The sequence below is a fragment of the Alloyangia pacifica genome (assembly GCF_003111685.1).
Lineage (GTDB): Bacteria > Pseudomonadota > Alphaproteobacteria > Rhodobacterales > Rhodobacteraceae > Salipiger > Salipiger pacificus_A.
Genome location: NZ_CP022189.1, coordinates 1179583 through 1199136, shown reverse-complemented (window position 1 = coordinate 1199136; position 19554 = coordinate 1179583). Strand labels below are relative to the sequence as shown.

Genomic DNA, 19554 nt, shown 5'->3' with positions numbered 1-19554 from the left:
CATTGTTCGGGGTCACGGGGAAAGTCATTTGTTTCGGGCTATTCTTCCCGATTTCATGACGCAACCGGGAGATGCGCTTCGGCGTGCTCCCGGTCTTTAACCCGGTCTTTACTTGCCGCCCCCTGCGCCTTACCCAATTGTTGAACATTGCGGTTCAGCGAAAAGGGAAAGGGGCGCGTCACGATGAAAACCCATGAGTACAAGGTGATCCCCGCCCCCACCAAGGGAGAAAAGGCCAAGGCCGCCAAGGGCCCCGAGGGCCGCTTCGCCGTGTCCATGTCGCGGCTGCTCAACGAGATGGCCGAGCAGGGCTGGGAGTACATCCGCGCCGACATCCTTCCCAGCGAAGAGCGCAGCGGGCTGACCTCGACCCAGACGGTCTGGCGCACGCTGCTGGTCTTCCGACGGCCGGTGCCGCAGGCTGCTGCGGTCACGCCCTTCCGGCACGAGCCGGTGGTCGCCGCGGTCGCGCCGCCGCCGGCCGCGCCCCTGCCCGCCGCGCCCGAGGTGACGGCCCCCGAGCCGGTTGCGCCCGAGCCTCTCGCCGAGGAGGAGGCCTCCGACAGGCCCGCAAAGAGCGACGCCGACAAGGTGAACTGACACGACCCGGCCGGTCGCGCCGCGCGCGGCTCAGCCCTGCAGGTCCAGCGACAGCGCGTGGATCGCGCCCACCAGGTCGCTTCCCAGCGCGGCATGCACGGCGCGGTGTCTCTGGATGCGGCTCATGTCGGCCAGCTCCGCCGCGCGCATGCGCACGTGAAAATGGCTCTCGCCGCCCTCTTGGTAGCCGGCATGGCCCACATGCTTTTGACTTTCGTCGAGAACCTCCAGTTCCGATGGGTGGAAGGCCCCTCGCAGCCGGGTTTCGATCTCGTTCGCTCGCGACATTTTTGGCTCCTGCCTCTTCAAACTCGGTCAGGATTGTCTAAACTCCCTCGTCCGAGTCGAAAAGGTGAGACCATGAGCAGACCCGACCCCTTCGGTTTCGACATGTCGATTAAGTCGGCTAAGAAAAAGAACCCGCGTGGCCGGCGCGGCATGACCGGCGAACAGGAGACCTCCACCCGCGTGTGCGAGCACGAAGGCTGTGAGGAACCGGGCAAGTTCCGGGCGCCCAAGGCGCCGGACGTGCTCGATGAATTCAAGTGGTTCTGCAAGGATCACGTGCGCGAATACAACAACCAGTGGAACTTCTTCCACGGCAAGACCGAGGCCGAGATGAACGCTCAGGCCACGTCGGACAAGGTGTGGGAGCGCAAGACCAAGGACTACCGCGACCCCGAGCAGCGGGCCTGGGCCCGCCTCGGCATCGAGGACGCGCATCAGGTGCTGGGCGCCAATGCCACGCGCAACCCCGGCCGCAAGGCGCCGGGCGGCGGCCGGCGACTGCCGCCGACCGAGAAGCGCGCGCTCGAGATCCTCGAGGTCGAGAGCGCCGAGACCAAGGCCGACGTGCGCAAGGCGTACAAGAAGCTGATCAAGGTGCTGCACCCGGACATGAACGGCGGCGACCGCTCTCAGGAAGAGCAGTTGCAGGAAGTGGTCTGGGCCTGGGACCAGATCAAGGACAGCCGGAACTTCAAGTGATTTACGGGCCCCGCGGGGCCCGTTTTCGCGAGGGCTGCCCTGCAAGGTCGCGGACCCTGCGCTGCGCCGCTGATGGCGCTCCGAAGGAGCCCTCGAACGCCGCCCCCAAATGCACAACCCAAATGCACAACCTATTGGTGTGAAATTCTCGACACATGCCCCAAGGTTGTGCTAGCCTCCTCGTGTCGGACGCTTTTCGCGGCCGATTGAAGGCGACGCGAGCTCCCTGTCGTGTCCACTCACGGACCAAGTCGGCCTGCACACCGCTCCCCCTGGTTGTGCAGGCCCCTTGGGACGCGAGTCCCCGCAGCCTCCGCACCCGACCCGACCGGCGCACCCGGCCGGGTCGGGATCCATCACGGAAACGCCGCCTGTTCGCCGTGTCTAGCCCTGCCCTTGTGCTGTCTTACCCGGCACGAAATGCAGCGCGATGCCGTTGATGCAGTGCCGTTTTCCCGTGGGCGGCGGACCATCGTCGAAGACATGCCCCATGTGCGAGCCGCAGCGGCGGCAGTGGCACTCGGTACGCGTCATGAAGAACGAGCGGTCGGCCCTCAGCCCCACCGCGTCCGGCAGCGCCTCGTAGAAAGAAGGCCAGCCGGTGCCGCTGTCGAATTTCGCCTCCGAGCTGTAGAGCGGCAGATCGCAGCCCTTGCAGTGAAACAGCCCGGCGCGCTTTTCCTTGTCGAGCGGCGAGCTGAAAGCGCGCTCGGTGCCCGCCTCGCGCAGCACCTTGTACTCTGCGCGTGTCAGGCGGCTGCGCCATTCCTCGGGGCTACGGGTGATCTCGAAACGCGCTTCGGCGCGGGCCCGCCCGCGCCATGCCAACGTCGCCGCGAGACCCGCGAGGACTCCTCTGCGTCTCATGGTCTCCTCTCCTCTTCCTCCATTTCCAGAGATGCGCCTCCGACCCGACCGCGGTCAAGCCGCGGGCTGTCACACCGCCGTGACACCGCCCTCACCGGGGCGAGAGCTGCCCCAGCGCGATGACCGGGCCGGTGGGACGCCCCGTGGCAGACCCCCCCGGGGGCTCCTCGGAGAGTGCAATCGTGGCCCCGGGGAGCTGGCTCCGAAGCGTCGGCGCCACCGAAAGCGACGTCACCGCCTCGGCCCCGAGCACCCCCAGAGAGACCGGCGCGCCTGCGCTGTCCGACAGGAGCCACAGTTCCAACGCCCGGTCCAATGGAGCCTCGCCGGTCTCGCGCGTCACCGTCAGGCTCTGGTCCCGAGGCGCGTAGTCGGCCCGCAACGCGATCCCCTGCGCCTCCGCGACCAGCCGGGCCTGCAGCTCGGGCCCGGCGCTGCCCGGCGTCAATACGCCCGAAACCAGCGCCGCCCAGGCGATCCCCGCCGCCGCCACGGCCCCGAGAAGGTAGGGCAGCACCTGCCGCCAGAGCGCCGCACGGGGCGGACCATGGGTCCGCGCTTCGATCTGCGGCCAGAGGTGTTCAGGCGGCGTGACCTCGGCGATATCGGCGGTGAGCGCGGCGAAGCAGGCCTGCCAACTGGCCACCTCCCGGCGGAGCCCGGCGTCGCGCGCCAGCAGTCCCTCGAAATCCCGACGCTCGGGCTCGGGCAGCAGACCCAGCACGTATTCCGCCGCACTCGCCTCCACGCCCTCGGGCGGGTCCGGCTGCGGCGGGCCGCTCATCGGCTCAGGCAATCCCGCAGGGCCATCAGACTGCGCCGCAGCCAGGTCCTGACGGTGTTGAGCTTGACCCCGGAGGCCTCGGACAGCTCGGCATAGGTGGCCCCCTCGAGATAAGCGCGGCGGACCATCTCGGCGCGATCGGGCGGCAGTTCCTCCATGCAGAGCGCCAGCGCCGCCGCCTCCGCCCGCGCCTCGGCCTGCTCGGCGGGGCCCGGCGCCGGATTGGCAAGCCGCTCGTCAAGCTCGATCGGCTGCACCGCCCGCTCAACGTCGCTGCGGCGGCGGCGGTCGACGGCGGCGTTGCGCGCCATCGTGATCAGCCAGGTCATCGGCGAATAGCCGTTCACCCGGTAGCTGCCGGCATTGTTCCAGAGCTTCACGTAGGTGTCCTGCAGCGCCTCCTCGGCCTGGGTCCGATCCTGCAGCACCCGGAGGCAGACGCCGAAGAGCTTCGCCGAGGTGCGCTCGTAGAGCCGTGCAAAGGCGGCACGGTCGGCCATGGCGACGCGCGCGATCAGATCCTCGAGATCGGAATGGGGGGAACTCGCCACGTACCGCGCCTGCCTTTTTTCCGTACTGTTCATAGAGTAGTGCCCGATGCGGCGGCGGCGCAAACACAAACCGTGGCAATTTCACCTTCGCCCGCGCGGCGCCCGCGACGCCCTGCCGGGCCCGCGACAAAGCCCGCCGCCGCCCCCTTGCCCTTGCCCGCGATATGGGGCACGACGGTCCACGAGAATTTCTAACGACCGGACAGGGGCACGACCATGGCGGATGGCACGATCGACATCAATGCGAAACCCACCGAGGAAATCTCGGTCCGCGAGGTGTTCGGCATCGACACGGACATGGTGGTGCACGGCTTCCCCGACCGCACCGACCGCGTGCCGGATCTCGACAGCACCTACAAGTTCGACCCCGACACCACGCTGGCGATCCTCGCGGGCTTCCGCAACAACCGCCGGGTGATGATCCAGGGCTACCACGGCACCGGCAAGTCGACCCACATCGAGCAGGTCGCCTCGCGCCTCAACTGGCCCTGCGTGCGCGTCAACCTCGACAGCCACATCTCCCGGATCGACCTGATCGGCAAGGACGCCATCAAGCTGGTCGACGGCAAGCAAGTCACCCAGTTCCAGGAAGGCATCCTGCCCTGGGCGCTGCGCAACCCCACCGCCATCGTCTTCGACGAGTACGACGCGGGCCGCGCCGACGTGATGTTCGTGATCCAGCGCGTGCTGGAGACCGACGGCAAGCTGACCCTGCTCGACCAGAACCAGGTGATCACGCCGCACAAGTACTTCCGCATCTTCGCCACGGCGAACACCGTCGGACTCGGCGACACCACGGGTCTCTATCATGGCACCCAGCAGATCAACCAAGGCCAGATGGACCGCTGGAGCCTGGTCGCGACGCTGAACTACCTCAGCATCGACGCCGAGGTGAACATCGTCCTGTCGAAGGCGCCGCATTACAACAACGAGAAGGGCCGCAAGACCATCCGCCAGATGGTCACCGTCGCGGACTTCACCCGCCGCGCCTTCATGAACGGCGAGCTCTCGACCGTGATGTCGCCCCGGACGGTGATCGCCTGGGCCGCCAACGCCGAGATCTTCCGCAACGTGGGCTATGCCTTCCGCCTGTCGTTCCTCAACAAGTGCGACGAGCTCGAGCGGCAGACCGTGGCCGAGTTCTACCAGCGTTGCTTCGACGAGGAACTGCCGGAAAGCGCCGCCTCGCTGTCGCTGGCCTGATCAAGCGCAGGAAGATCGACCGGGATGGACCGCAGCCTGGCGCGGCACCATCGGCACGCCAGAGGGGCTCCGCGCCCGTCGACAGCACCGCCGCCCCCGGGGTATCAACGAATAAATGACCAAGGGGGCGCGGTCCGCTACGGACCGCGCCCCCTTGGGGTAGAGGGGTGGGGTAATAGGTTTCGGGAGGACCAACTATGGCTAAGTCCCTGCATATCGGGCTGATCGGCGGCATCGGGGTCGCGGCGACGCTGGTCTACTACCAGCGGCTCTGCGCCGCCGTGAGCGCATTTGGCGCGCCGCTTGAGCTGACGATCGTACAGGCGGACGTGCAGGAGCTGATCCGCAACAACCTCGCCGACAATCGCGAGGCGCAGGCCGAGGTCTACGCCCGGCTGATCGACCGGCTGGCGGCGGCGGGCTGCGACTGCGCCGCGATCACCTCGCTCGGCGGGCATTTCTGTTTCGACGAGACCGAGGCGCGCGCCGCGCTGCCGCTGGTCTCCGCAGTGGCCCCCCTCGATGCGTTTTTCGCCGCCGAGGGGCTGCGCCGCGTCGGCCTGCTCGGCACCCGCGTGGTGATGCGCACGCGTCTCTACGGCCAGCTCGCGCGCACCGAAGCGGTGGCGCTGGATGCCGAGACCGAGGCCCTGGGCCAGCGTTATCAGGAGATGGCGGTGGCCGGAACCTGCTCGGAGGCGGACCGCGCTGCCTTCTTCGATGCGGGACGGAGAATGGTCGAGCAGATGGGCGCAGAGGCCATCGTGCTTGCTGGCACCGATCTCAACCTCGCCTTCGACGGCGCCCATGATCCCGGCTACCGGGTGATCGACGCGCTCGACGTGCATGTCGATCTGCTGGCGCGGCTTGCCACCGGGAGGGCCTCGCTGTGACCCCGCTGCTCGCCGCCCTGATCCTCGCCGCCGGCACCGCGACGGCCGACGGCGAAGCCGCCGCCGATTGCGCCGCACTCTGGCAGGGCGTCGCGCTCGAGGCCGCGGACAACCCCAGCCTCGGGGGCTCGCCGGACAGCGCCAGCCTGCTCGCCAGGCAGTTCAGCCTGGGCGCCGCCGCCGCGGGCCTCACCGGCCAGCCGCTGCGCAGCGCGATCCTGGAGGCCCTGCCCGATTACCGGCTGCTCTATCGTGGCGTCATCGCCGAGGATGCGCAGAGCCGCGCACTCTTCGAACGCCGCTCCGCGGAATGCGCGAGCCTGCTGCGCGGAAGCTGATCCCGGCTGCCGCGGCGGCGGCGCGCAAGACTCTCGGTCCGGCACGCGCATCCCCTCTTGCCAATTCCCCGCCACGGCGCGAAACCTGTGGCCATGGCACGCGACACCGACAACCCCGCAGATCCGTTCAAGAAGGCTTTGGCCGAGGCCACCAAGGTCATGGCCGACGACTCCGAGCTCACGGTCAACTATTCCGTCGACCCCTCCGGCGTCTCCGGTGACATCATGCGCCTGCCGCAAGTGTCGCGCCGCATGACCCGCGACGAGGTGCTGCTGGCCCGCGGCACCGCCGACGCGCTGGCCCTATACCGCCGCTACCACGACGGCGCCACCCACGCCCGCTATGCGCCGCAGGGCGAGATGGCGCGCGAACTCTACGAGGCCATGGAAACCGCCCGCTGCGAGGCAATGGGCGCGCGCGACATGCCCGGCACCGCCGGCAACATCGACGCCAAGATCGGCCACGAGGCGGCGCGCCGCGGTTATGGCCAGATCACCCAGGCCTCCGAGGCGCCGCTGCCGGTGGCCGCGGGCTACATGATCCGCCACCTCGCCACCGGGCGCGACCTGCCCAAGGACGCCGCCCACGTGATGGAACTCTGGCGCGGCTTCATCGAGGAGCAGGCCGGCGGCACGCTTGAGGATCTGCAGACGAAACTGGCGGACCAGTCCGCCTTTGCCCGCTTCGCGCGGCAGATCATCACCGACCTCGGCTACGGCGACCAGCTGGGCGAGGATCCCGACCAGCTCGATGACGAGGCGCAGGACGAGGCAGAGCCCGGCACCGAGGACGAGCAGGAGCCCGATTCGACCGGCCAGGACGACCAGGACCAGGATGAGGCCGAAGCCTCGCCCGAACAGTCGCAGGAGCAGACCCAGGACCAGAGCCAGGCGCAGGTCTCGGCCGACGACATGGCCGACCAGGAGATGGGCGAGGAGGCCGAGCTGCCCGAGGGCGACGCGCCGATGGACCCGCCGCCCCCCGCCCCCGTCTCCGAGGCCGACCCGGGCTACAAGGTCTACGATTCCACCCACGACGAGGAAATCCTCGCCGAGGAGCTGGCCGAGCCGCAGGAGCTGGAGCGCCTGCGCGCCTATCTCGACCAGCAGCTCGAGCCGCTGAAGGGCGCGGTCTCGCGGCTTGCCAACAAGCTGCAGCGCCGCCTGCAGGCGCAGCAAAACCGCAGCTGGGAATTCGACAAGGAAGAGGGCGTGCTGGATGCCGGCCGCCTCGCCCGGGTCGTCGCCAACCCCACCACGCCGCTCTCGTTCAAGGTCGAGAAGGACACCGAGTTCCGCGACACCGTGGTGACGCTGCTGATCGACAACTCGGGCTCGATGCGCGGCCGGCCGATCTCGATCGCGGCGATCTGCGCCGACGTACTGGCGCGCACGCTGGAACGCTGCTCGGTGAAGGTCGAGATCCTCGGCTTCACCACCCGCGCCTGGAAGGGCGGGCTTGCGCGCGAGAAATGGCTCGCCGAGGGCCGCGAGCAGCAGCCGGGGCGCCTCAACGATCTGCGCCACATCATCTACAAGAGCGCCGACTCGCCCTGGCGCCGGGTGCGCGACAATCTCGGGCTGATGATGAAAGAGGGCCTGCTGAAGGAGAACATCGACGGCGAGGCGCTGGAGTGGGCGCACCGCCGCATGGCCGCCCGCCCCGAGGCCCGCAAGATCCTCATGGTGATCTCCGACGGCGCGCCGGTGGACGATTCCACGCTCTCGGTGAACCCGGCCAACTACCTCGAGAAGCACCTGCGCGACGTCATCGCCATGGTCGAGCGCAAGAAGCAGGTCGAGCTGCTGGCGATCGGCATCGGCCACGACGTGACCCGCTACTACGAGCGCGCGGTGACGATCACCGACGTCGAGCAGCTGGCGGGCGCAATGACCGAGCAACTCGCGGCGCTCTTCGACTCCGACCCGCGGGCACGCGCCCGGGTCATGGGCATCCGCCGCAGCGGTTAAGACCACGGGGCCGAGGGACAGGTCCTCGGGCTCCCCGGGTTGGTCCGGCCTGGAAGAAGAGCGCAGGTTGGCCTCGCTTCTTCCAGGGGCAAATTTCCAGGGGTAAACACCCCGGGGTGCAGTGCCGCGACGCGGCAAGCGGGGCAACGCCCCTGCCCCCTTCGACACGATTTCAGGAGACCTCCGCATGTTCCAGACATTCGAGCAGAGCGCTTCCCCCGAACAGGGCCCGCCGCGGCTCGCGGCGCTGCGCGCCGAGCTTGCCACCGAGGGGCTCGACGGCTTTCTCGTGCCGCGCGCCGACGCGCACCAGGGCGAATACGTCGCGCCGCATGACGACCGGCTGGCCTGGCTCACCGGCTTCACCGGCTCGGCGGGCAATTGCGTGGCGCTGATGGACAAGGCCGGGGTTTTCGTTGACGGGCGCTACCGGGTGCAGGTCAAGTCGCAGGTGGCCGAGGAGTTCACACCGGTGGACTGGCCCGAGGTCGGGCTTGCCGAGTGGATCGCCGAGGCGCTGCCCGGCGGCGGCACCGTGGGGCTCGACCCCTGGCTCTTCTCGGTCGAACAGATGCGCGGCCTCGAGCGCGGCCTCGGCGCAGTGGCGCTGCGGCTCTGCGACAACCTCGTGGACCGCGTTTGGAAAGATCAGCCCGCCCCGCCGATGGGCGCGGTCTTTGCCCAGCCGGTGGAGCTCGCCGGCGAGGCGCATGGCGACAAGATCGCCCGGCTCGCAAAGGGGCTCGGCGCGGCGGATGCCTGCGTGATCACCCTGCCCGACAGCCTTGCCTGGCTGCTCAACATCCGCGGCTCGGACGTGGCCCGCAACCCGGTACCGCATGGCTTTGCAATCGTGCACGGGACGGGCCGGGTGTCGCTTTTCATGGCGGCGCAGAAGCTCGAAGGGCTGGGCGATCATCTCGGCCCGCAGGTCGAGGTGAAGACACCCGAGGACTTCGTGCCCGCGCTGGAAGCCCTGGGTGGCACGGTGCAAATTGATCCCGCGACCTGCCCGGTCGCGGTGCAGACCGCGCTCAGGGGCTGCGAGATCGTCGAGGCGACCGATCCCTGCCTGCTGCCCAAGGCCCGCAAGAATGCCGCCGAGCTTGCCGGCGCGCGCGAGGCGCATCTGCGCGACGGCGCCGCCATGGTCCGTTTCCTGCATTGGCTCGACAGCCAGACGCCGGGCGCCTTTACCGAGATCGACGCCGTTGTCGCCCTCGAAGAGGAGCGCCGCGCCACCAATGCATTGCGCGACATTTCCTTCGAAACCATCTCGGGCGCCGGGCCGAACGGCGCCATCGTGCACTACCGGGTGACCGAGGCGACAAACCGCACAACCCAGCCGAACGAGCTGCTGCTGATCGATAGTGGCGGGCAATATGTCGACGGCACCACCGACATCACCCGCACCATGGTTCTGGGCGAGGCCGGCTCCGAGGAGAAGGACGCCTTCACCCGCGTGCTGAAGGGGATGATCGCGCTGTCGCGGCTGCGTTTTCCGGCGGGGCTCGCCGGACGCGACATCGACGTGCTCGCGCGTGCTGCGCTCTGGGAGGCGGGGCTCGACTATGGGCACGGCACCGGCCACGGCGTCGGCGCCTACCTGTCGGTGCACGAGGGGCCGCAGCGTATCGCCCGCACCGGCACCGTCCCGCTCGAGGCCGGGATGATCCTGTCCAACGAGCCGGGCTTCTATCGCGAGGGATCCTATGGTATCCGCATCGAGAACCTCATCGCGGTGGAACCCGCGCCCCCCCTTCCCGGCCAGACCGTAGCCAAGATGCTGCGTTTCGAAACACTGACCTGGGTGCCGATCGACCGGCGCTTGATCGAGACGGGGCTGCTGACCGCTGCGGAACGTGACTGGCTGAACGCCTACCACGAAGGGGTTTTCGAACGCATCGCTCCGCTTGTCACGGGCGCCGTGCGGGACTGGCTCGAGACGGCCTGCGCGCCGCTTTGACACAGGACTGTCGCAAAGGCGTTGATATATGATGGGCGGATAAGGGGAGAGACATGATGTTGAAACAGATTGCCGTCCGCCCGGCCTCGGGCACTTGGGTCATCCGCGCCGGTGGCGCCGTGCTTGGCGAAAGCAGCCGCGCCCTCGAGTTGACCGAGGGCGACAAGCCTCTGACCATCTTCTTCCCGCGCGAGGACGTGGCCATGGCCTTCCTTGAGCCGAGCGCCTACCGCAGCACCAGCGCGGCGCTTGGCGACGCAGAGCATTACCATATCGCCTCGAAGAGCCGCACCTACGCCAACGCGGTGTTTTCGTACCTCGACCCCAAGCCGGACGCCGCAGGGATCAAGGGCTACCTGGCCTTCGACATGCAAGATGGCGTGGCTGTCGAACAGGTCTGAGCCGGAAAACCGCGCAGACACAAAGGCCGGCCCAAGAGGCCGGCCTTTTGCTTTCCAGATGCGGGACGGCGCCTCAGCCCTTGCGCAGATTGTCCCGCAGACGGCTGACCTGATCGCGCAGGGCCAGCAGGTCGTCGACGCTCATGCCGCTCTGCTCGGCGATGCAGCTCGCGATATGCGCGGTGTGGCCCCGGAGCGCCTGCCCTTCCTCGGTGAGCGCGATGCGCACCTGCCGCTCGTCCTCGGCATCGCGTCGCCGGGTCAGCAGGCCCGTGGTCTCGAGACGCTTCAACAGCGGCGTCAGCGTGCTCGACTCGAGCTGCAGCTGGCGCGAAAGCGTGCCCACGGTCGGCGCATCGGCGGCGGACCAGAGCGCGCTCATCACGAGGTATTGGGGATAGGTCAGCCCAAGAGCCTCGAGATGCGGGCGATAGGCTTGCGTCATCGCGTGCACCGCCGAGTAGAGCGAAAAGCAGACCATGTCCTGCGGCGAGAGCGCGGAGGTCTGCGGATCGCGCTGGCTTTCGGACTGGCTTTCGGACTGCGGATCGATGGGTTGGGCTGCGTCGGTCATCTGTCCCATATAAATCGCGCACGATCCATTCTCAAGCGATTGACTTCTGCTAGGCGCCGCATATCTATCGTGCACGATATAATCGACAACAAAGGAGTCACCCATGCCCCAGACCGATCTCGACGTGAAATACTGGACCGAAGCGCAGGCCTCCGGAAGCGGTCGCGACGGTGTGACCAAGCTCGCCTCGGGCATGCTCACGGTCACGATGAACAGCCCCAAGGAACTGGGCGGCTCGGGCAAGGGACACAACCCAGAAGAGCTCTTCGCCATGGGCTATGCCGCCTGCTTCCTCAGCGCCATGCGCTTCGTCGCGCAGGCCGAGAAGCTGGGCAACGTCCCTGACGAGACCACGGTCGATGCGCATGTGGGGATCGGCGCCCTGCCCGCGGGCGGCTTCGGCCTGACCGTGAAGCTGGTCGCCAAGATGCCGGGGCTGGAAAGGGATGTGGCCGAGAGCATCCTCAAGCGCGCGCATGAGGTCTGCCCCTATTCGAACGCCACGCGCGGCAATATCGAGGTTGACCTCGAGCTGGCCTAGAGAAGCGGCTCCCCGGACAGGCAGCCCGAAGCGCATTGCTCCGGGTCGCCTTCTCAGCTGTGCTCTTCCTCCGCCGTCGCCGCCAGGGCACGGTTGTAGGCCTTGAGCGCATCGACGTGGAACAGCGCGCCCTGCAGCACCGGCGCCTCGTCGGGTCCGCTGCGGGTCACCACCGGCAGGTAGGCCACGCCCGACTTGTCAAAGAGCGGCAGCGCTGCCTCCAGCGTCGCCTGCGCGGTCACGTAGAGCCCCTGCTCGATCATCCGCAGGCAGGCTTCCTCGTCCGCGGCCCCCTCGTCTGTGGGCTTGCGCATGACCCCCTGCACCCGGAACATCGCCAAGAGGTAGGCTTGCGGCCCGGCAGCTAGCTGGACGTTGCGCCGCGCCAGCTGCGACAGGAAGAAGCTGCGGTCGACGAGCCGAGAGGCCACCGCTGTGGACATCGAGACCGAGACCATCACCGCGAGCCCGGTCTGCCAGTCGCCGGTGAGTTCGAAGACGATGAGCGTGGTCGAGATCGGCGCGCCGAGCACCGCCGCCGCCACCGCGCCCATGCCCGCCAGCGCGTAGAGCGTGAAGACCGAGCTCTGCTCGGGAAAGAGCCCGGTGGCGATGTGGCCAAAGGTGAGCCCGGTCAGCGCGCCCACCATCAATGAAGGTGAAAACACCCCGCCGCCCATGCGCCCGGCCATGGTGATCGACACCGCCGCCACCTTCACCGCCGCGAAGACGAAGGCCTGGCTCAGCGTCAGCTGCCCCGACAGCGCACGCGACGTAGTTTCATAGCCGACGCCGATGATATGCGGGAAGGCGATGGCGATGGCCCCGAGCAGCAGGCCCGCGACCGCCGGACGCAGCCAATGCGGCAGGCCGAGACGCTTTTGGATCGCCGTGCCAAGCTCGTCTGACCAGAACAGCGCCTTGATCATCAGCACCGCCACCAGCCCGCAGACCAGCCCCATGAGGAAAAACGCCGGCAGTTCGAGGTAGAACTCCACCGTGGTCGTGCCGGGCAGGACGAACTCGGTCACGTCGCCGAAGTAGAGCCGGTTGATCACCGTGCCCGCGGCGCTGGCGACGACGATCGGGGCAAAGGCGTGCAGGGCGAAGTGGCGCAGGATCACCTCGAGCCCGAAGAGCGCCCCTGCGATAGGCGCGTTGAAGCTCGCCGAGACCGCCGCCGCCACGGCACATCCCAGCAGGTCGCGCCCGGTGATGCCGTCGACGCGCAAGAGGTTCGATACCGACGAGGCGATCATCGCGGCGATATGCACCACCGGACCCTCTCGGCCGGTCGATCCGCCGGTCGAGAGCGTGATCCACGAGCAGAGCGCCGAGGCGATGCCCGCCTTCTTCTCGACCCGCCCGTCGTTCAGCGCCGCGCCCTCGATCACGTCCGACACGCTGCGCACCCGCCCGTCGGGGGTGAACTTCTGCAAGATGAGCCCGACCACCGCGCCGCCCGCCACCGGGATCAGCAGCACGTAGACCCAAGGCAGCGTCTCGGCGAAGCTGGCCAGCAGGTTCACGTCCTCGGTGCCGTAGACGAAGGCCTGCAGCCGGTGGATGGCCAGCCGGAAGAGCAGCGCGGCAAAGCCCGCGGCGACCCCCACCAGCAGCGCGATCACCCAGAAGGTGACCTGCCCCGGCCCCTTGTGGCGCAGCGTGTCCCAGCCCCGGCTGCAAAGCGCGCGTGTCTCGCGCCACTGATCGGCAATCTGCTGCGGCATTCCTCGGTCCCATGGCTTTCGCAGGGCGCGCGCGGCGGCTAAGGTCGCCCCGATTTTCCACGGAGGTTTCTCTATGCCCGTCGCCGAAGCCCTGAAGGCTCTTGATGCCTTCCTAGGCGAACGATTCACCCGCTCCAAGTCCGAACTGGAGCAGCATGGCCGTTCCGAGTCCTATTTCCCCCTCACCCCGCCCGATGGTGTCGCCTACCCCGAGACCGCCGAGGAGGTGCAGCGCATCGTGCAGATCTGCGCCGAGCACGCCTGCCCGGTGATCGGCTGGGGTGCCGGCAGCTCGCTCGAGGGCCACGGCCAAGCGGTGAAGGGCGGCGTGGTTGTCGATTTCACCCGCATGAACAAGGTGCTGGAAATTCGCCCCGCCGACATGGACGTGACCATCCAGCCCGGCGTCACCCGCGAGGCGCTGAACGAGGAGCTGCGCGCCACGGGCCTCTTCTTCCCGGTCGATCCCGGTGCCAATGCGACGCTCGGCGGCATGGCGATGACCCGCGCCTCGGGCACCACCACGGTGCGCTACGGCTCCATGCGCGACAACGTTCTGGGTCTGAAGGCGGTGCTCGCCGACGGGCGCACCCTCGAGACCGGCACCCGCGCCCGCAAGTCGGCGGCGGGCTATGACCTCACCGCGCTCTTCGTCGGGTCCGAGGGCACGCTCGGCCTCGTCACCGAGCTGACGCTGCGGCTGCACGGCATCCCCGAGGCGGTCTCGGCGGGCATCTGCGCCTTCCCCGACATGGGCAGCGCGGTCACCGCGGTGATGGAGACGATCCAGATGGGCATCCCCATGGCGCGGATAGAATTTGTCGACGCCGCCACCGCACGCGCCTTTTCCAGCTATTCGGGCATGGCCATGGCCGAGAACCCGCACCTGCTTGTGGAGTTCAACGGCTCGCCCGAGAGCGTCAAGCAGGACGCCGAGCGCTTCGCCGAGATCGTCGCCGACAACGGCGGCAGCCCCTTCGAGTGGTCCGCCCGCGAAGAGGAGCGGCGCGCGCTCTGGGCGCTGCGCCACAACGGCTATTACGCCATCCTCGCCTCGCGCAAGGGCGCGCGGGCCGTGGTGACCGACATCTGCGTGCCGATCTCGCGCCTCGCCGAGGCGGTGGAGGAGACGCAGGCCGACATCGCGCAAAGCGGCATCCCCGGCCCGATCCTCGGCCACGTCGGCGACGGCAACTTCCACGCCATCCTTCTGGTCGACCCAGACACGCCCGAGGAGCTCACCGAGGCCAAGCGCCTGTCGCACCGCATGGCAGAGCGTGCCCTGCGCATGGGCGGCACCTGCACCGGCGAGCACGGTGTGGGGCACGGCAAGCTGGCCTACATGCAAGAGGAGCACGGGGACGGCTGGCACGTGATGGGCGAGATCAAGCGCGCGCTCGATCCGCAGAACATCATGAACCCCGGAAAGCTGGTGCCTCAGAACTGAAATGCGAAAGGCCGGCTCCCCATGGACCCGGCCTTTTCGCTGCAGATGGGAGCGTTCAGCCGCGCCAGAACCGCACGGTGAACAGCACGAAGACCGCCATGATCTCGAGCCGACCGACCAGCATGGCGAAGGACAGCAGCCATTTCGCGGTGTCGTTGAGCGTCGCGAAGTTGCCCGCCGGACCGATGATCTCGCCCAGCCCCGGCCCGACATTGGCCAGCGCCGTCGCCGCGCCCGAGACCGAGGTCACGAAGTCGAGCCCGGTGAAGCCGAGCGCCACCGACAGCACCCCGAGCGAGACCACGAAGAAGACGAAATAGGCCATCACCGAGCTCAGCACGTCATCGGCCACCGGGCGGCCGTCGAAGCGTGGGGTGAAGACGCCATGCGGCGCCCTGATGCGCTTGAGCTGCACCCGGATCGAGGCAAAGAGCAGCTGATAGCGGAAGATCTTCACCGAGCAGGCGGTCGAGCCGGCACAGCCGCCGATGAGGCCGATGAAGAAGAACAGCGTGATCAGAAACGGCCCCCAGCCCATGTAGTCCACCGAGGCATAGCCCGTGCCCGAGATGATCGAGCTGATGTTGAACAGCGACTCGCGGATCGCCTGCTCTGGGTGGTGCGGGAAGAGCGCGAGAAGCGTGACGCTCATCACCGCCACCAGCGCGAGGATGGTTCCGAAGAAGGCGCGCACCTGGCTGTCGCGCCACAGCGCCGTGTGGTGACCGTTCAGCATCTGCACGTAGCGCACAAAGGGCAGCGCGGCGGCGAGCATGAAGAAGGCAGCGACATATTCCGCCGGCCCCTGGAAACCGCCGAAAGAGGAATCGTAGTTGGCGAAGCCCCCGGTCGAGAGCGTGGTCAGCGCGTGCACCGTGGCGTCAAAGGCATCCATCCCGCAGAACATGTAGGCGGCGGCACAGGCCAGCGTCATTCCAACGTAGATCGTGGAGATGGACGAGGCGATTTCGGTGGCGCGGGGCAGGATCTTGCCCATGGTCTCAAAGGCCTCGGACCGGAAGATCTGCATGCCGCCCACCCGCAGCTCGGGCAGGAAGACCATGGCGACAACGATGATCCCGATGCCTCCCAGCCATTGCAGGATCCCGCGCCACAGCAGGATTCCCTTGGGCAGCGCGTCGAGCCCGGTGAAGACCGTCGATCCAGTGGTGGTGATGCCCGACATGGCCTCGAAAAAGGCATCGACGATGCGCGCCTCGGTCGCCCCCAGCATGAAGGGGATGCCCCCGAAAAGCGGCAGCACCACCCAGGCCCCGACGGTCAGCAGGAAGGTCTGCTGCAGGGTCAACCCCTGCCGCCCGGCATTGGCGCAGGCAAGGCTCACCAGCCCGCCGCAAAGCATGGTGATCAGCGCACTTTCGAGAAAGACGGGCCAATGTTCGCGCCCCTCGACAACATCGACGAGGAACGGAACCAGCATGCAGCCGCCGAGCGTCGTGACGAGCAGGCCGAGAACGTAGGCAACGGGGCGGACATCGAACATGCGCGAGCCTTCGCTCGGCCATGCGTGCCTGTCAAGCGCCGCGCTACGGCAGCCGGTCAGTCGCCGAAAAGGTCGCGAAAGACGTGCGGCAGGATTCGCTCGCGCGTCAGCCCCATCTCGGCAAGGCGCTCATCGCTCTGGCTTTCCAGCACGAGGATCTCATGCATCCTTGCCCGGCGCAGCCCATAGGCGTTGATGCCCTGTCCGAGGCCCGCAAAATAGGCATCGATCTTGGCACGCAGCGAACCGCGTCCCAGTCCGATGGTGACATTGTCTGCGCCGCTGCTCGTCGCCATGCCGAGACCTCCGGTGGGTTGCCTGCCCTCCCGCCAAGAGCTTGCGCCCTTTCGCCTTGGAAATTCATGACCGGTCACGGGATAATTGCCGCAACGCAGAAAAATGCCGCCGGAGTGACCGGCGGCATTACGTGAGTGCCGAAACATGTGGCAGCGCGGCAAGCGCCGCGGGAAAGATCACCCCCGGTGGATCAGGCTCGGGAAGAGCGTCGGATCGAGGCTGGTCTGGGCAAAGGTCGGCCCCTGAGTCAGCAGCGCCACCGCGTCATGCGAGTGCAGGCTCTCCTGGTGACTGCACATAACGCGGAAATCGCCGATCCGGGCATCCCCGGCCATCGCCTCGGCGAAGAGCCGCGCCGCATCCTCGACGAAGATCGGGTTGGCGGCGTTGAGCTCGGCAAAGGCCTGCTCGTCTTCGCGCTTGACCATGACCTGGGTCTCGGTCGGCACCGCGCCGCGGCACAGGCCCACGAGGTCCTCGAACCACAGGCAATCGTCGCTGTCGTCCTCGAGCACCACCGACACGCGCGCCACCGAGCGCTGCGAGTGCGGCGTGGCCAGCTGGCCACGGAACTGGCGAGCATGCTCCGAAAGCTCCAGCGAGCAGGGGCAGGTCGAGCTGTAGACGTAATCGAGATGGGCGATGCGCTGGCGCACGCCGTTCTGCTCCACCAGTTCCAATGCCAGGTCGTAGTATTGGTAGCCCGACAGGCCCGAGCGCAGGCTCGTCACCGTCATCGGGAAGGAGAAGCGCATCTGGATGCGCGCGTCGAAGCTCTCGAGATCCGACATGTAGTCACTCAGCGCCGCCTCGATCACGCCGAAGCTGAAGCTCTTTTCGGCGTGGATGTAGAAGCTGCGCATGATGCGCGACATGTTGATGCCCTTCTTGTCGGCCTCGAGGCTGACCGTGCCAGTGACCGAGGTCTCGAGCATGAGCGACGAGCCATTCTTCAGCCGGTAACTGATGGGCAGGCGGAAATTCGAAATGCCGACGTGCTGAATGCGCACATTTTCGCCACGAATGAGCGAGGCCGGACCGTTTTGCAGGTCAGGCAAGGACGTTTTGTATGCGTCGTCGACCGAGAACCCCTCGGGGTACTGGCGCGAGAAGATCGGATAGTCCTGCGCGGCGCCGAGGAGTTTCAGAAGCGCGGGGTCGAGATCGGTAATTTCACTGTCGTCGGCTACTTGGGTCCACTGACGGAGAAGGGCCAGTGCGGCTTCTGCGTCGTCACGGCTTGGGTTGCGGTCTACTACCGGCGAATACACATTCATGTCCTGCCCTCCGAGGCGGGGGTTCGTTCCAACGTACTTAGGATGTTTTACCGAAATTTCCACTATTTACGACCCTTATACGGGCGCACCTATTCTTATGGATCATCTATTGCGGGCAAAAATGTGGCCGAGCAAATGTTAATTTCCTCGGCCGCACAATTCTTACGCAACATCCAGAGCTTGTTGAATATCTGCAACAAGATCGCCGGTATCCTCGATGCCGACCGAGAGCCGGATCAGCCCGTCCGCGATCCCAAGTCCTTGACGCTGCTCGGGGGACAGGCGCTGGTGGGTCGTCGTTGCGGGGTGCGTGGCGATGGATTTCGCGTCCCCCAAGTTGTTCGAAATCAGGATCACCTTGAGCGCGTTGCAGAAGCGGAAGGCTGCCTCTTTTCCGCCTTCAATCTCAAAGGCGACCATCGTGCCCCCTGCGCCAAGCTGACGCAGCGCCAGGGCGTTCTGCGGGTGGCTCTCCAGCCCAGGGTAGCTCACACGGGCCACCTTGGGGTGGGTGATGACCGCTTTGGCGATCGCCTCGGCAGAGGCCGTCTGGGCACGCACCCGCAGGTCGATCGTCTCGAGACCCTTGAGCATGATCCAGGCGGTGAAGGGGCTCATCGAGCCGCCGGTGTGCTTCATGTAGGGCTCGATCACGCCACGGATGATCTCGCGCGAGCCGAGGATCACCCCGCCAAGCGCCCGGCCCTGGCCGTCGATGTGCTTGGTGGCGGAATAGACCACCACATCGGCGCCCTGCTCGATGGCGCGGCTGTAGACCGGGGTCGAGAAGACGTTGTCGACAACCACCTTGGCGCCGGCCGCATGGGCCAGCTTGGCCACGGCCTCGATATCGACCAGTTCCAGCGTCGGGTTGGACATGCTCTCGAAGAAGACCAGATCGGCGCCCGGCTTCAGCGCCTCTTGCCATTGTTCCAGATCGGCCCCGTCGACAAAGGCCACCTCGACGCCGAAGCGGGTCAGGATCGTTTCGAGCACGTAAAGGCACGAGCCGAAGAGCGCGCGCGCCGCGACGACGCGGTCGCCGGCCTTCAACATCGCCGTCAGCGCGCCAGATACGGCAGCCATGCCCGAGGCAGTGGCAAAGGCATCCTCGGCGCCTTCCAAGAGCGCGATGCGCTCTTCGAACATGGCGACGGTGGGGTTGCCGTAGCGGGCGTAGATAAATTCGTCCGGCTCGGTCTTGATGAAGCGCGCCTCGGCCTGCTCGGCGCTGTCATAGGCAAAGCCCTGGGTGAGGAAGATGGCCTCGCTCAACTCTCCCCACTGGCTGCGCTTGGTGCCGCCATGGACCAGCTCGGTCCGCGATGCCTTCTTGAATTCTGCCATGATCTTCCACCTTTCTGTGCCCGGACGATCCTTTTGCGCCGGAAATGAAAAAGCCCCACTCGCGGTCAAGCGAAAGGGGCTCTCTCGTCCGACCTTTTAGCGGCATGTTTTACGTGGCCCGCAATCCGTCAACAAATCGCCACGGCGCCGAAATACGCCGCCGATGTCTTTCGGTCAAGCGCGGCGAAGGCAGGCCGCGCTGCGATTGAATGTCACGGCCCGCGCGTCGCCGCGCAGGGGTGCTTGTCATTCCCCGTGCTCGCCCCGCATCATGCG

Annotated in this window: 20 protein-coding genes and 1 riboswitch; of the genes, 10 read left to right on the top strand and 10 right to left on the bottom strand. The window is 67.2% G+C overall.

What is annotated here, in order from left to right:
- Positions 1 to 183 precede the first annotated feature (183 nt).
- Positions 184 to 600, top strand: a complete 417-nt coding sequence (locus CEW88_RS05775; RefSeq protein WP_108965099.1) for a DUF4177 domain-containing protein — start codon at positions 184 to 186, stop codon at positions 598 to 600.
- Positions 601 to 630: 30 nt separating this feature from the next.
- Here CEW88_RS05775 and CEW88_RS05770 read toward each other — a convergent pair whose 3' ends face one another.
- Positions 631 to 888, bottom strand: coding sequence for a BolA family protein (locus CEW88_RS05770; RefSeq protein WP_108965098.1), 258 nt, complete (start codon positions 886 to 888; stop codon positions 631 to 633).
- A gap of 72 nt (positions 889 to 960) precedes the next feature.
- Between CEW88_RS05770 and CEW88_RS05765 the strand changes: the two genes are divergently transcribed.
- On the top strand, positions 961 to 1587 hold the full coding sequence (locus tag CEW88_RS05765; protein WP_108965097.1) for a DnaJ domain-containing protein: 627 nt from the start codon (positions 961 to 963) through the stop codon (positions 1585 to 1587).
- A gap of 384 nt (positions 1588 to 1971) precedes the next feature.
- Here the strand turns inward: CEW88_RS05765 and msrB are convergent, their stop codons facing one another.
- The 3 genes from msrB to CEW88_RS05750 all read right to left on the bottom strand — a co-directional run bounded on the left by msrB (position 1972) and on the right by CEW88_RS05750 (position 3738).
- Positions 1972 to 2454 carry a peptide-methionine (R)-S-oxide reductase MsrB gene (msrB, locus tag CEW88_RS05760; RefSeq protein ID WP_108965096.1) on the bottom strand — a complete coding sequence of 161 codons (483 nt, stop codon included), beginning with the start codon at positions 2452 to 2454 and terminating at the stop codon, positions 1972 to 1974.
- Positions 2455 to 2545: 91 nt separating this feature from the next.
- Positions 2546 to 3238 (bottom strand): anti-sigma factor, encoded by a 693-nt coding sequence (locus CEW88_RS05755; RefSeq protein WP_108965095.1) that lies wholly within the window; start codon positions 3236 to 3238, stop codon positions 2546 to 2548.
- Complete coding sequence (locus CEW88_RS05750) at positions 3235 to 3738, bottom strand: sigma-70 family RNA polymerase sigma factor (RefSeq protein WP_108967576.1); 504 nt, start codon at positions 3736 to 3738, stop codon at positions 3235 to 3237. Before CEW88_RS05750 ends, CEW88_RS05755 begins: the two co-directional genes overlap by 4 nt.
- Before the next feature lie 267 nt (positions 3739 to 4005).
- Between CEW88_RS05750 and cobS the strand changes: the two genes are divergently transcribed.
- From cobS to CEW88_RS05720, 6 genes are all read left to right on the top strand, one after another.
- Positions 4006 to 4992, top strand: a complete 987-nt coding sequence (gene cobS, locus CEW88_RS05745; protein WP_108965094.1) for a cobaltochelatase subunit CobS — start codon at positions 4006 to 4008, stop codon at positions 4990 to 4992.
- Between the two features lie 197 nt (positions 4993 to 5189).
- A complete protein-coding gene (locus CEW88_RS05740; RefSeq protein ID WP_254694449.1) occupies positions 5190 to 5885 on the top strand; it encodes an aspartate/glutamate racemase family protein in 696 nt (231 codons plus the stop codon).
- Positions 5882 to 6223 carry a hypothetical protein gene (locus CEW88_RS05735; protein WP_108965093.1) on the top strand — a complete coding sequence of 114 codons (342 nt, stop codon included), beginning with the start codon at positions 5882 to 5884 and terminating at the stop codon, positions 6221 to 6223. Before CEW88_RS05740 ends, CEW88_RS05735 begins: the two co-directional genes overlap by 4 nt.
- A 93-nt stretch (positions 6224 to 6316) precedes the next feature.
- Entirely contained in the window at positions 6317 to 8194 is a 1878-nt protein-coding gene (cobT, locus tag CEW88_RS05730; RefSeq protein WP_108965092.1) for a cobaltochelatase subunit CobT, read from the top strand.
- A 187-nt stretch (positions 8195 to 8381) separates the two neighbouring features.
- Positions 8382 to 10160 carry an aminopeptidase P family protein gene (locus tag CEW88_RS05725; protein WP_108965091.1) on the top strand — a complete coding sequence of 593 codons (1779 nt, stop codon included), beginning with the start codon at positions 8382 to 8384 and terminating at the stop codon, positions 10158 to 10160.
- A 56-nt stretch (positions 10161 to 10216) separates the two neighbouring features.
- Positions 10217 to 10561, top strand: a complete 345-nt coding sequence (locus CEW88_RS05720) for a DUF427 domain-containing protein (RefSeq protein ID WP_108965090.1) — start codon at positions 10217 to 10219, stop codon at positions 10559 to 10561.
- A gap of 73 nt (positions 10562 to 10634) precedes the next feature.
- Here CEW88_RS05720 and CEW88_RS05715 read toward each other — a convergent pair whose 3' ends face one another.
- On the bottom strand, positions 10635 to 11135 hold the full coding sequence (locus CEW88_RS05715; RefSeq protein ID WP_254694448.1) for a MarR family winged helix-turn-helix transcriptional regulator: 501 nt from the start codon (positions 11133 to 11135) through the stop codon (positions 10635 to 10637).
- A 103-nt stretch (positions 11136 to 11238) separates the two neighbouring features.
- On the opposite strand from CEW88_RS05715, the gene CEW88_RS05710 reads away from it, so the two are divergent.
- Entirely contained in the window at positions 11239 to 11676 is a 438-nt protein-coding gene (locus CEW88_RS05710; RefSeq protein WP_108965089.1) for an organic hydroperoxide resistance protein, read from the top strand.
- A 53-nt stretch (positions 11677 to 11729) separates the two neighbouring features.
- On the opposite strand, the gene CEW88_RS05705 is transcribed toward CEW88_RS05710, so the two are convergent.
- A complete protein-coding gene (locus CEW88_RS05705) occupies positions 11730 to 13406 on the bottom strand; it encodes a chloride channel protein (protein WP_108965088.1) in 1677 nt (558 codons plus the stop codon).
- A 73-nt stretch (positions 13407 to 13479) separates the two neighbouring features.
- Here CEW88_RS05705 and CEW88_RS05700 point away from each other — a divergent pair, with 73 nt between their 5' ends.
- Positions 13480 to 14853 (top strand): FAD-binding oxidoreductase, encoded by a 1374-nt coding sequence (locus CEW88_RS05700; protein WP_108965087.1) that lies wholly within the window; start codon positions 13480 to 13482, stop codon positions 14851 to 14853.
- A gap of 55 nt (positions 14854 to 14908) precedes the next feature.
- Here CEW88_RS05700 and CEW88_RS05695 read toward each other — a convergent pair whose 3' ends face one another.
- The 4 genes from CEW88_RS05695 to metZ all read right to left on the bottom strand — a co-directional run bounded on the left by CEW88_RS05695 (position 14909) and on the right by metZ (position 19278).
- Positions 14909 to 16357 (bottom strand): TrkH family potassium uptake protein, encoded by a 1449-nt coding sequence (locus CEW88_RS05695; RefSeq protein ID WP_108965086.1) that lies wholly within the window; start codon positions 16355 to 16357, stop codon positions 14909 to 14911.
- A gap of 56 nt (positions 16358 to 16413) precedes the next feature.
- The gene (locus CEW88_RS05690; RefSeq protein WP_108965085.1) at positions 16414 to 16653 is read right to left on the bottom strand and encodes a hypothetical protein; all 240 of its coding nucleotides are present in this window, start codon (positions 16651 to 16653) and stop codon (positions 16414 to 16416) included.
- A 177-nt stretch (positions 16654 to 16830) separates the two neighbouring features.
- On the bottom strand, positions 16831 to 17931 hold the full coding sequence (gene folE2, locus CEW88_RS05685) for a GTP cyclohydrolase FolE2 (protein ID WP_108965084.1): 1101 nt from the start codon (positions 17929 to 17931) through the stop codon (positions 16831 to 16833).
- 162 nt (positions 17932 to 18093) lie between these two features.
- Complete coding sequence (metZ, locus tag CEW88_RS05680) at positions 18094 to 19278, bottom strand: O-succinylhomoserine sulfhydrylase (protein WP_108965083.1); 1185 nt, start codon at positions 19276 to 19278, stop codon at positions 18094 to 18096.
- 76 nt (positions 19279 to 19354) lie between these two features.
- A riboswitch (SAM riboswitch) is annotated at positions 19355 to 19431 on the bottom strand.
- Between the last annotated feature and the right edge of the window lie 123 nt (positions 19432 to 19554).

What these genes read in the sequence shown, in the direction of transcription:
- CEW88_RS05775 (WP_108965099.1), top strand. Translation starts at nt 184, where the DNA reads ATGAAAACCCATGAGTACAAGGTGATCCCCGCCCCCACCAAGGGAGAA.
- CEW88_RS05770 (WP_108965098.1), bottom strand. Translation starts at nt 888, where the DNA reads ATGTCGCGAGCGAACGAGATCGAAACCCGGCTGCGAGGGGCCTTCCAC.
- CEW88_RS05765 (WP_108965097.1), top strand. Translation starts at nt 961, where the DNA reads ATGAGCAGACCCGACCCCTTCGGTTTCGACATGTCGATTAAGTCGGCT.
- msrB (WP_108965096.1), bottom strand. Translation starts at nt 2,454, where the DNA reads ATGAGACGCAGAGGAGTCCTCGCGGGTCTCGCGGCGACGTTGGCATGG.
- CEW88_RS05755 (WP_108965095.1), bottom strand. Translation starts at nt 3,238, where the DNA reads ATGAGCGGCCCGCCGCAGCCGGACCCGCCCGAGGGCGTGGAGGCGAGT.
- CEW88_RS05750 (WP_108967576.1), bottom strand. Translation starts at nt 3,738, where the DNA reads ATGGCCGACCGTGCCGCCTTTGCACGGCTCTACGAGCGCACCTCGGCG.
- cobS (WP_108965094.1), top strand. Translation starts at nt 4,006, where the DNA reads ATGGCGGATGGCACGATCGACATCAATGCGAAACCCACCGAGGAAATC.
- CEW88_RS05740 (WP_254694449.1), top strand. Translation starts at nt 5,190, where the DNA reads ATGGCTAAGTCCCTGCATATCGGGCTGATCGGCGGCATCGGGGTCGCG.
- cobT (WP_108965092.1), top strand. Translation starts at nt 6,317, where the DNA reads ATGGCACGCGACACCGACAACCCCGCAGATCCGTTCAAGAAGGCTTTG.
- CEW88_RS05725 (WP_108965091.1), top strand. Translation starts at nt 8,382, where the DNA reads ATGTTCCAGACATTCGAGCAGAGCGCTTCCCCCGAACAGGGCCCGCCG.
- CEW88_RS05720 (WP_108965090.1), top strand. Translation starts at nt 10,217, where the DNA reads ATGTTGAAACAGATTGCCGTCCGCCCGGCCTCGGGCACTTGGGTCATC.
- CEW88_RS05715 (WP_254694448.1), bottom strand. Translation starts at nt 11,135, where the DNA reads ATGACCGACGCAGCCCAACCCATCGATCCGCAGTCCGAAAGCCAGTCC.
- CEW88_RS05710 (WP_108965089.1), top strand. Translation starts at nt 11,239, where the DNA reads ATGCCCCAGACCGATCTCGACGTGAAATACTGGACCGAAGCGCAGGCC.
- CEW88_RS05705 (WP_108965088.1), bottom strand. Translation starts at nt 13,406, where the DNA reads ATGCCGCAGCAGATTGCCGATCAGTGGCGCGAGACACGCGCGCTTTGC.
- CEW88_RS05700 (WP_108965087.1), top strand. Translation starts at nt 13,480, where the DNA reads ATGCCCGTCGCCGAAGCCCTGAAGGCTCTTGATGCCTTCCTAGGCGAA.
- CEW88_RS05695 (WP_108965086.1), bottom strand. Translation starts at nt 16,357, where the DNA reads ATGTTCGATGTCCGCCCCGTTGCCTACGTTCTCGGCCTGCTCGTCACG.
- CEW88_RS05690 (WP_108965085.1), bottom strand. Translation starts at nt 16,653, where the DNA reads ATGGCGACGAGCAGCGGCGCAGACAATGTCACCATCGGACTGGGACGC.
- folE2 (WP_108965084.1), bottom strand. Translation starts at nt 17,931, where the DNA reads ATGAATGTGTATTCGCCGGTAGTAGACCGCAACCCAAGCCGTGACGAC.
- metZ (WP_108965083.1), bottom strand. Translation starts at nt 19,278, where the DNA reads ATGGCAGAATTCAAGAAGGCATCGCGGACCGAGCTGGTCCATGGCGGC.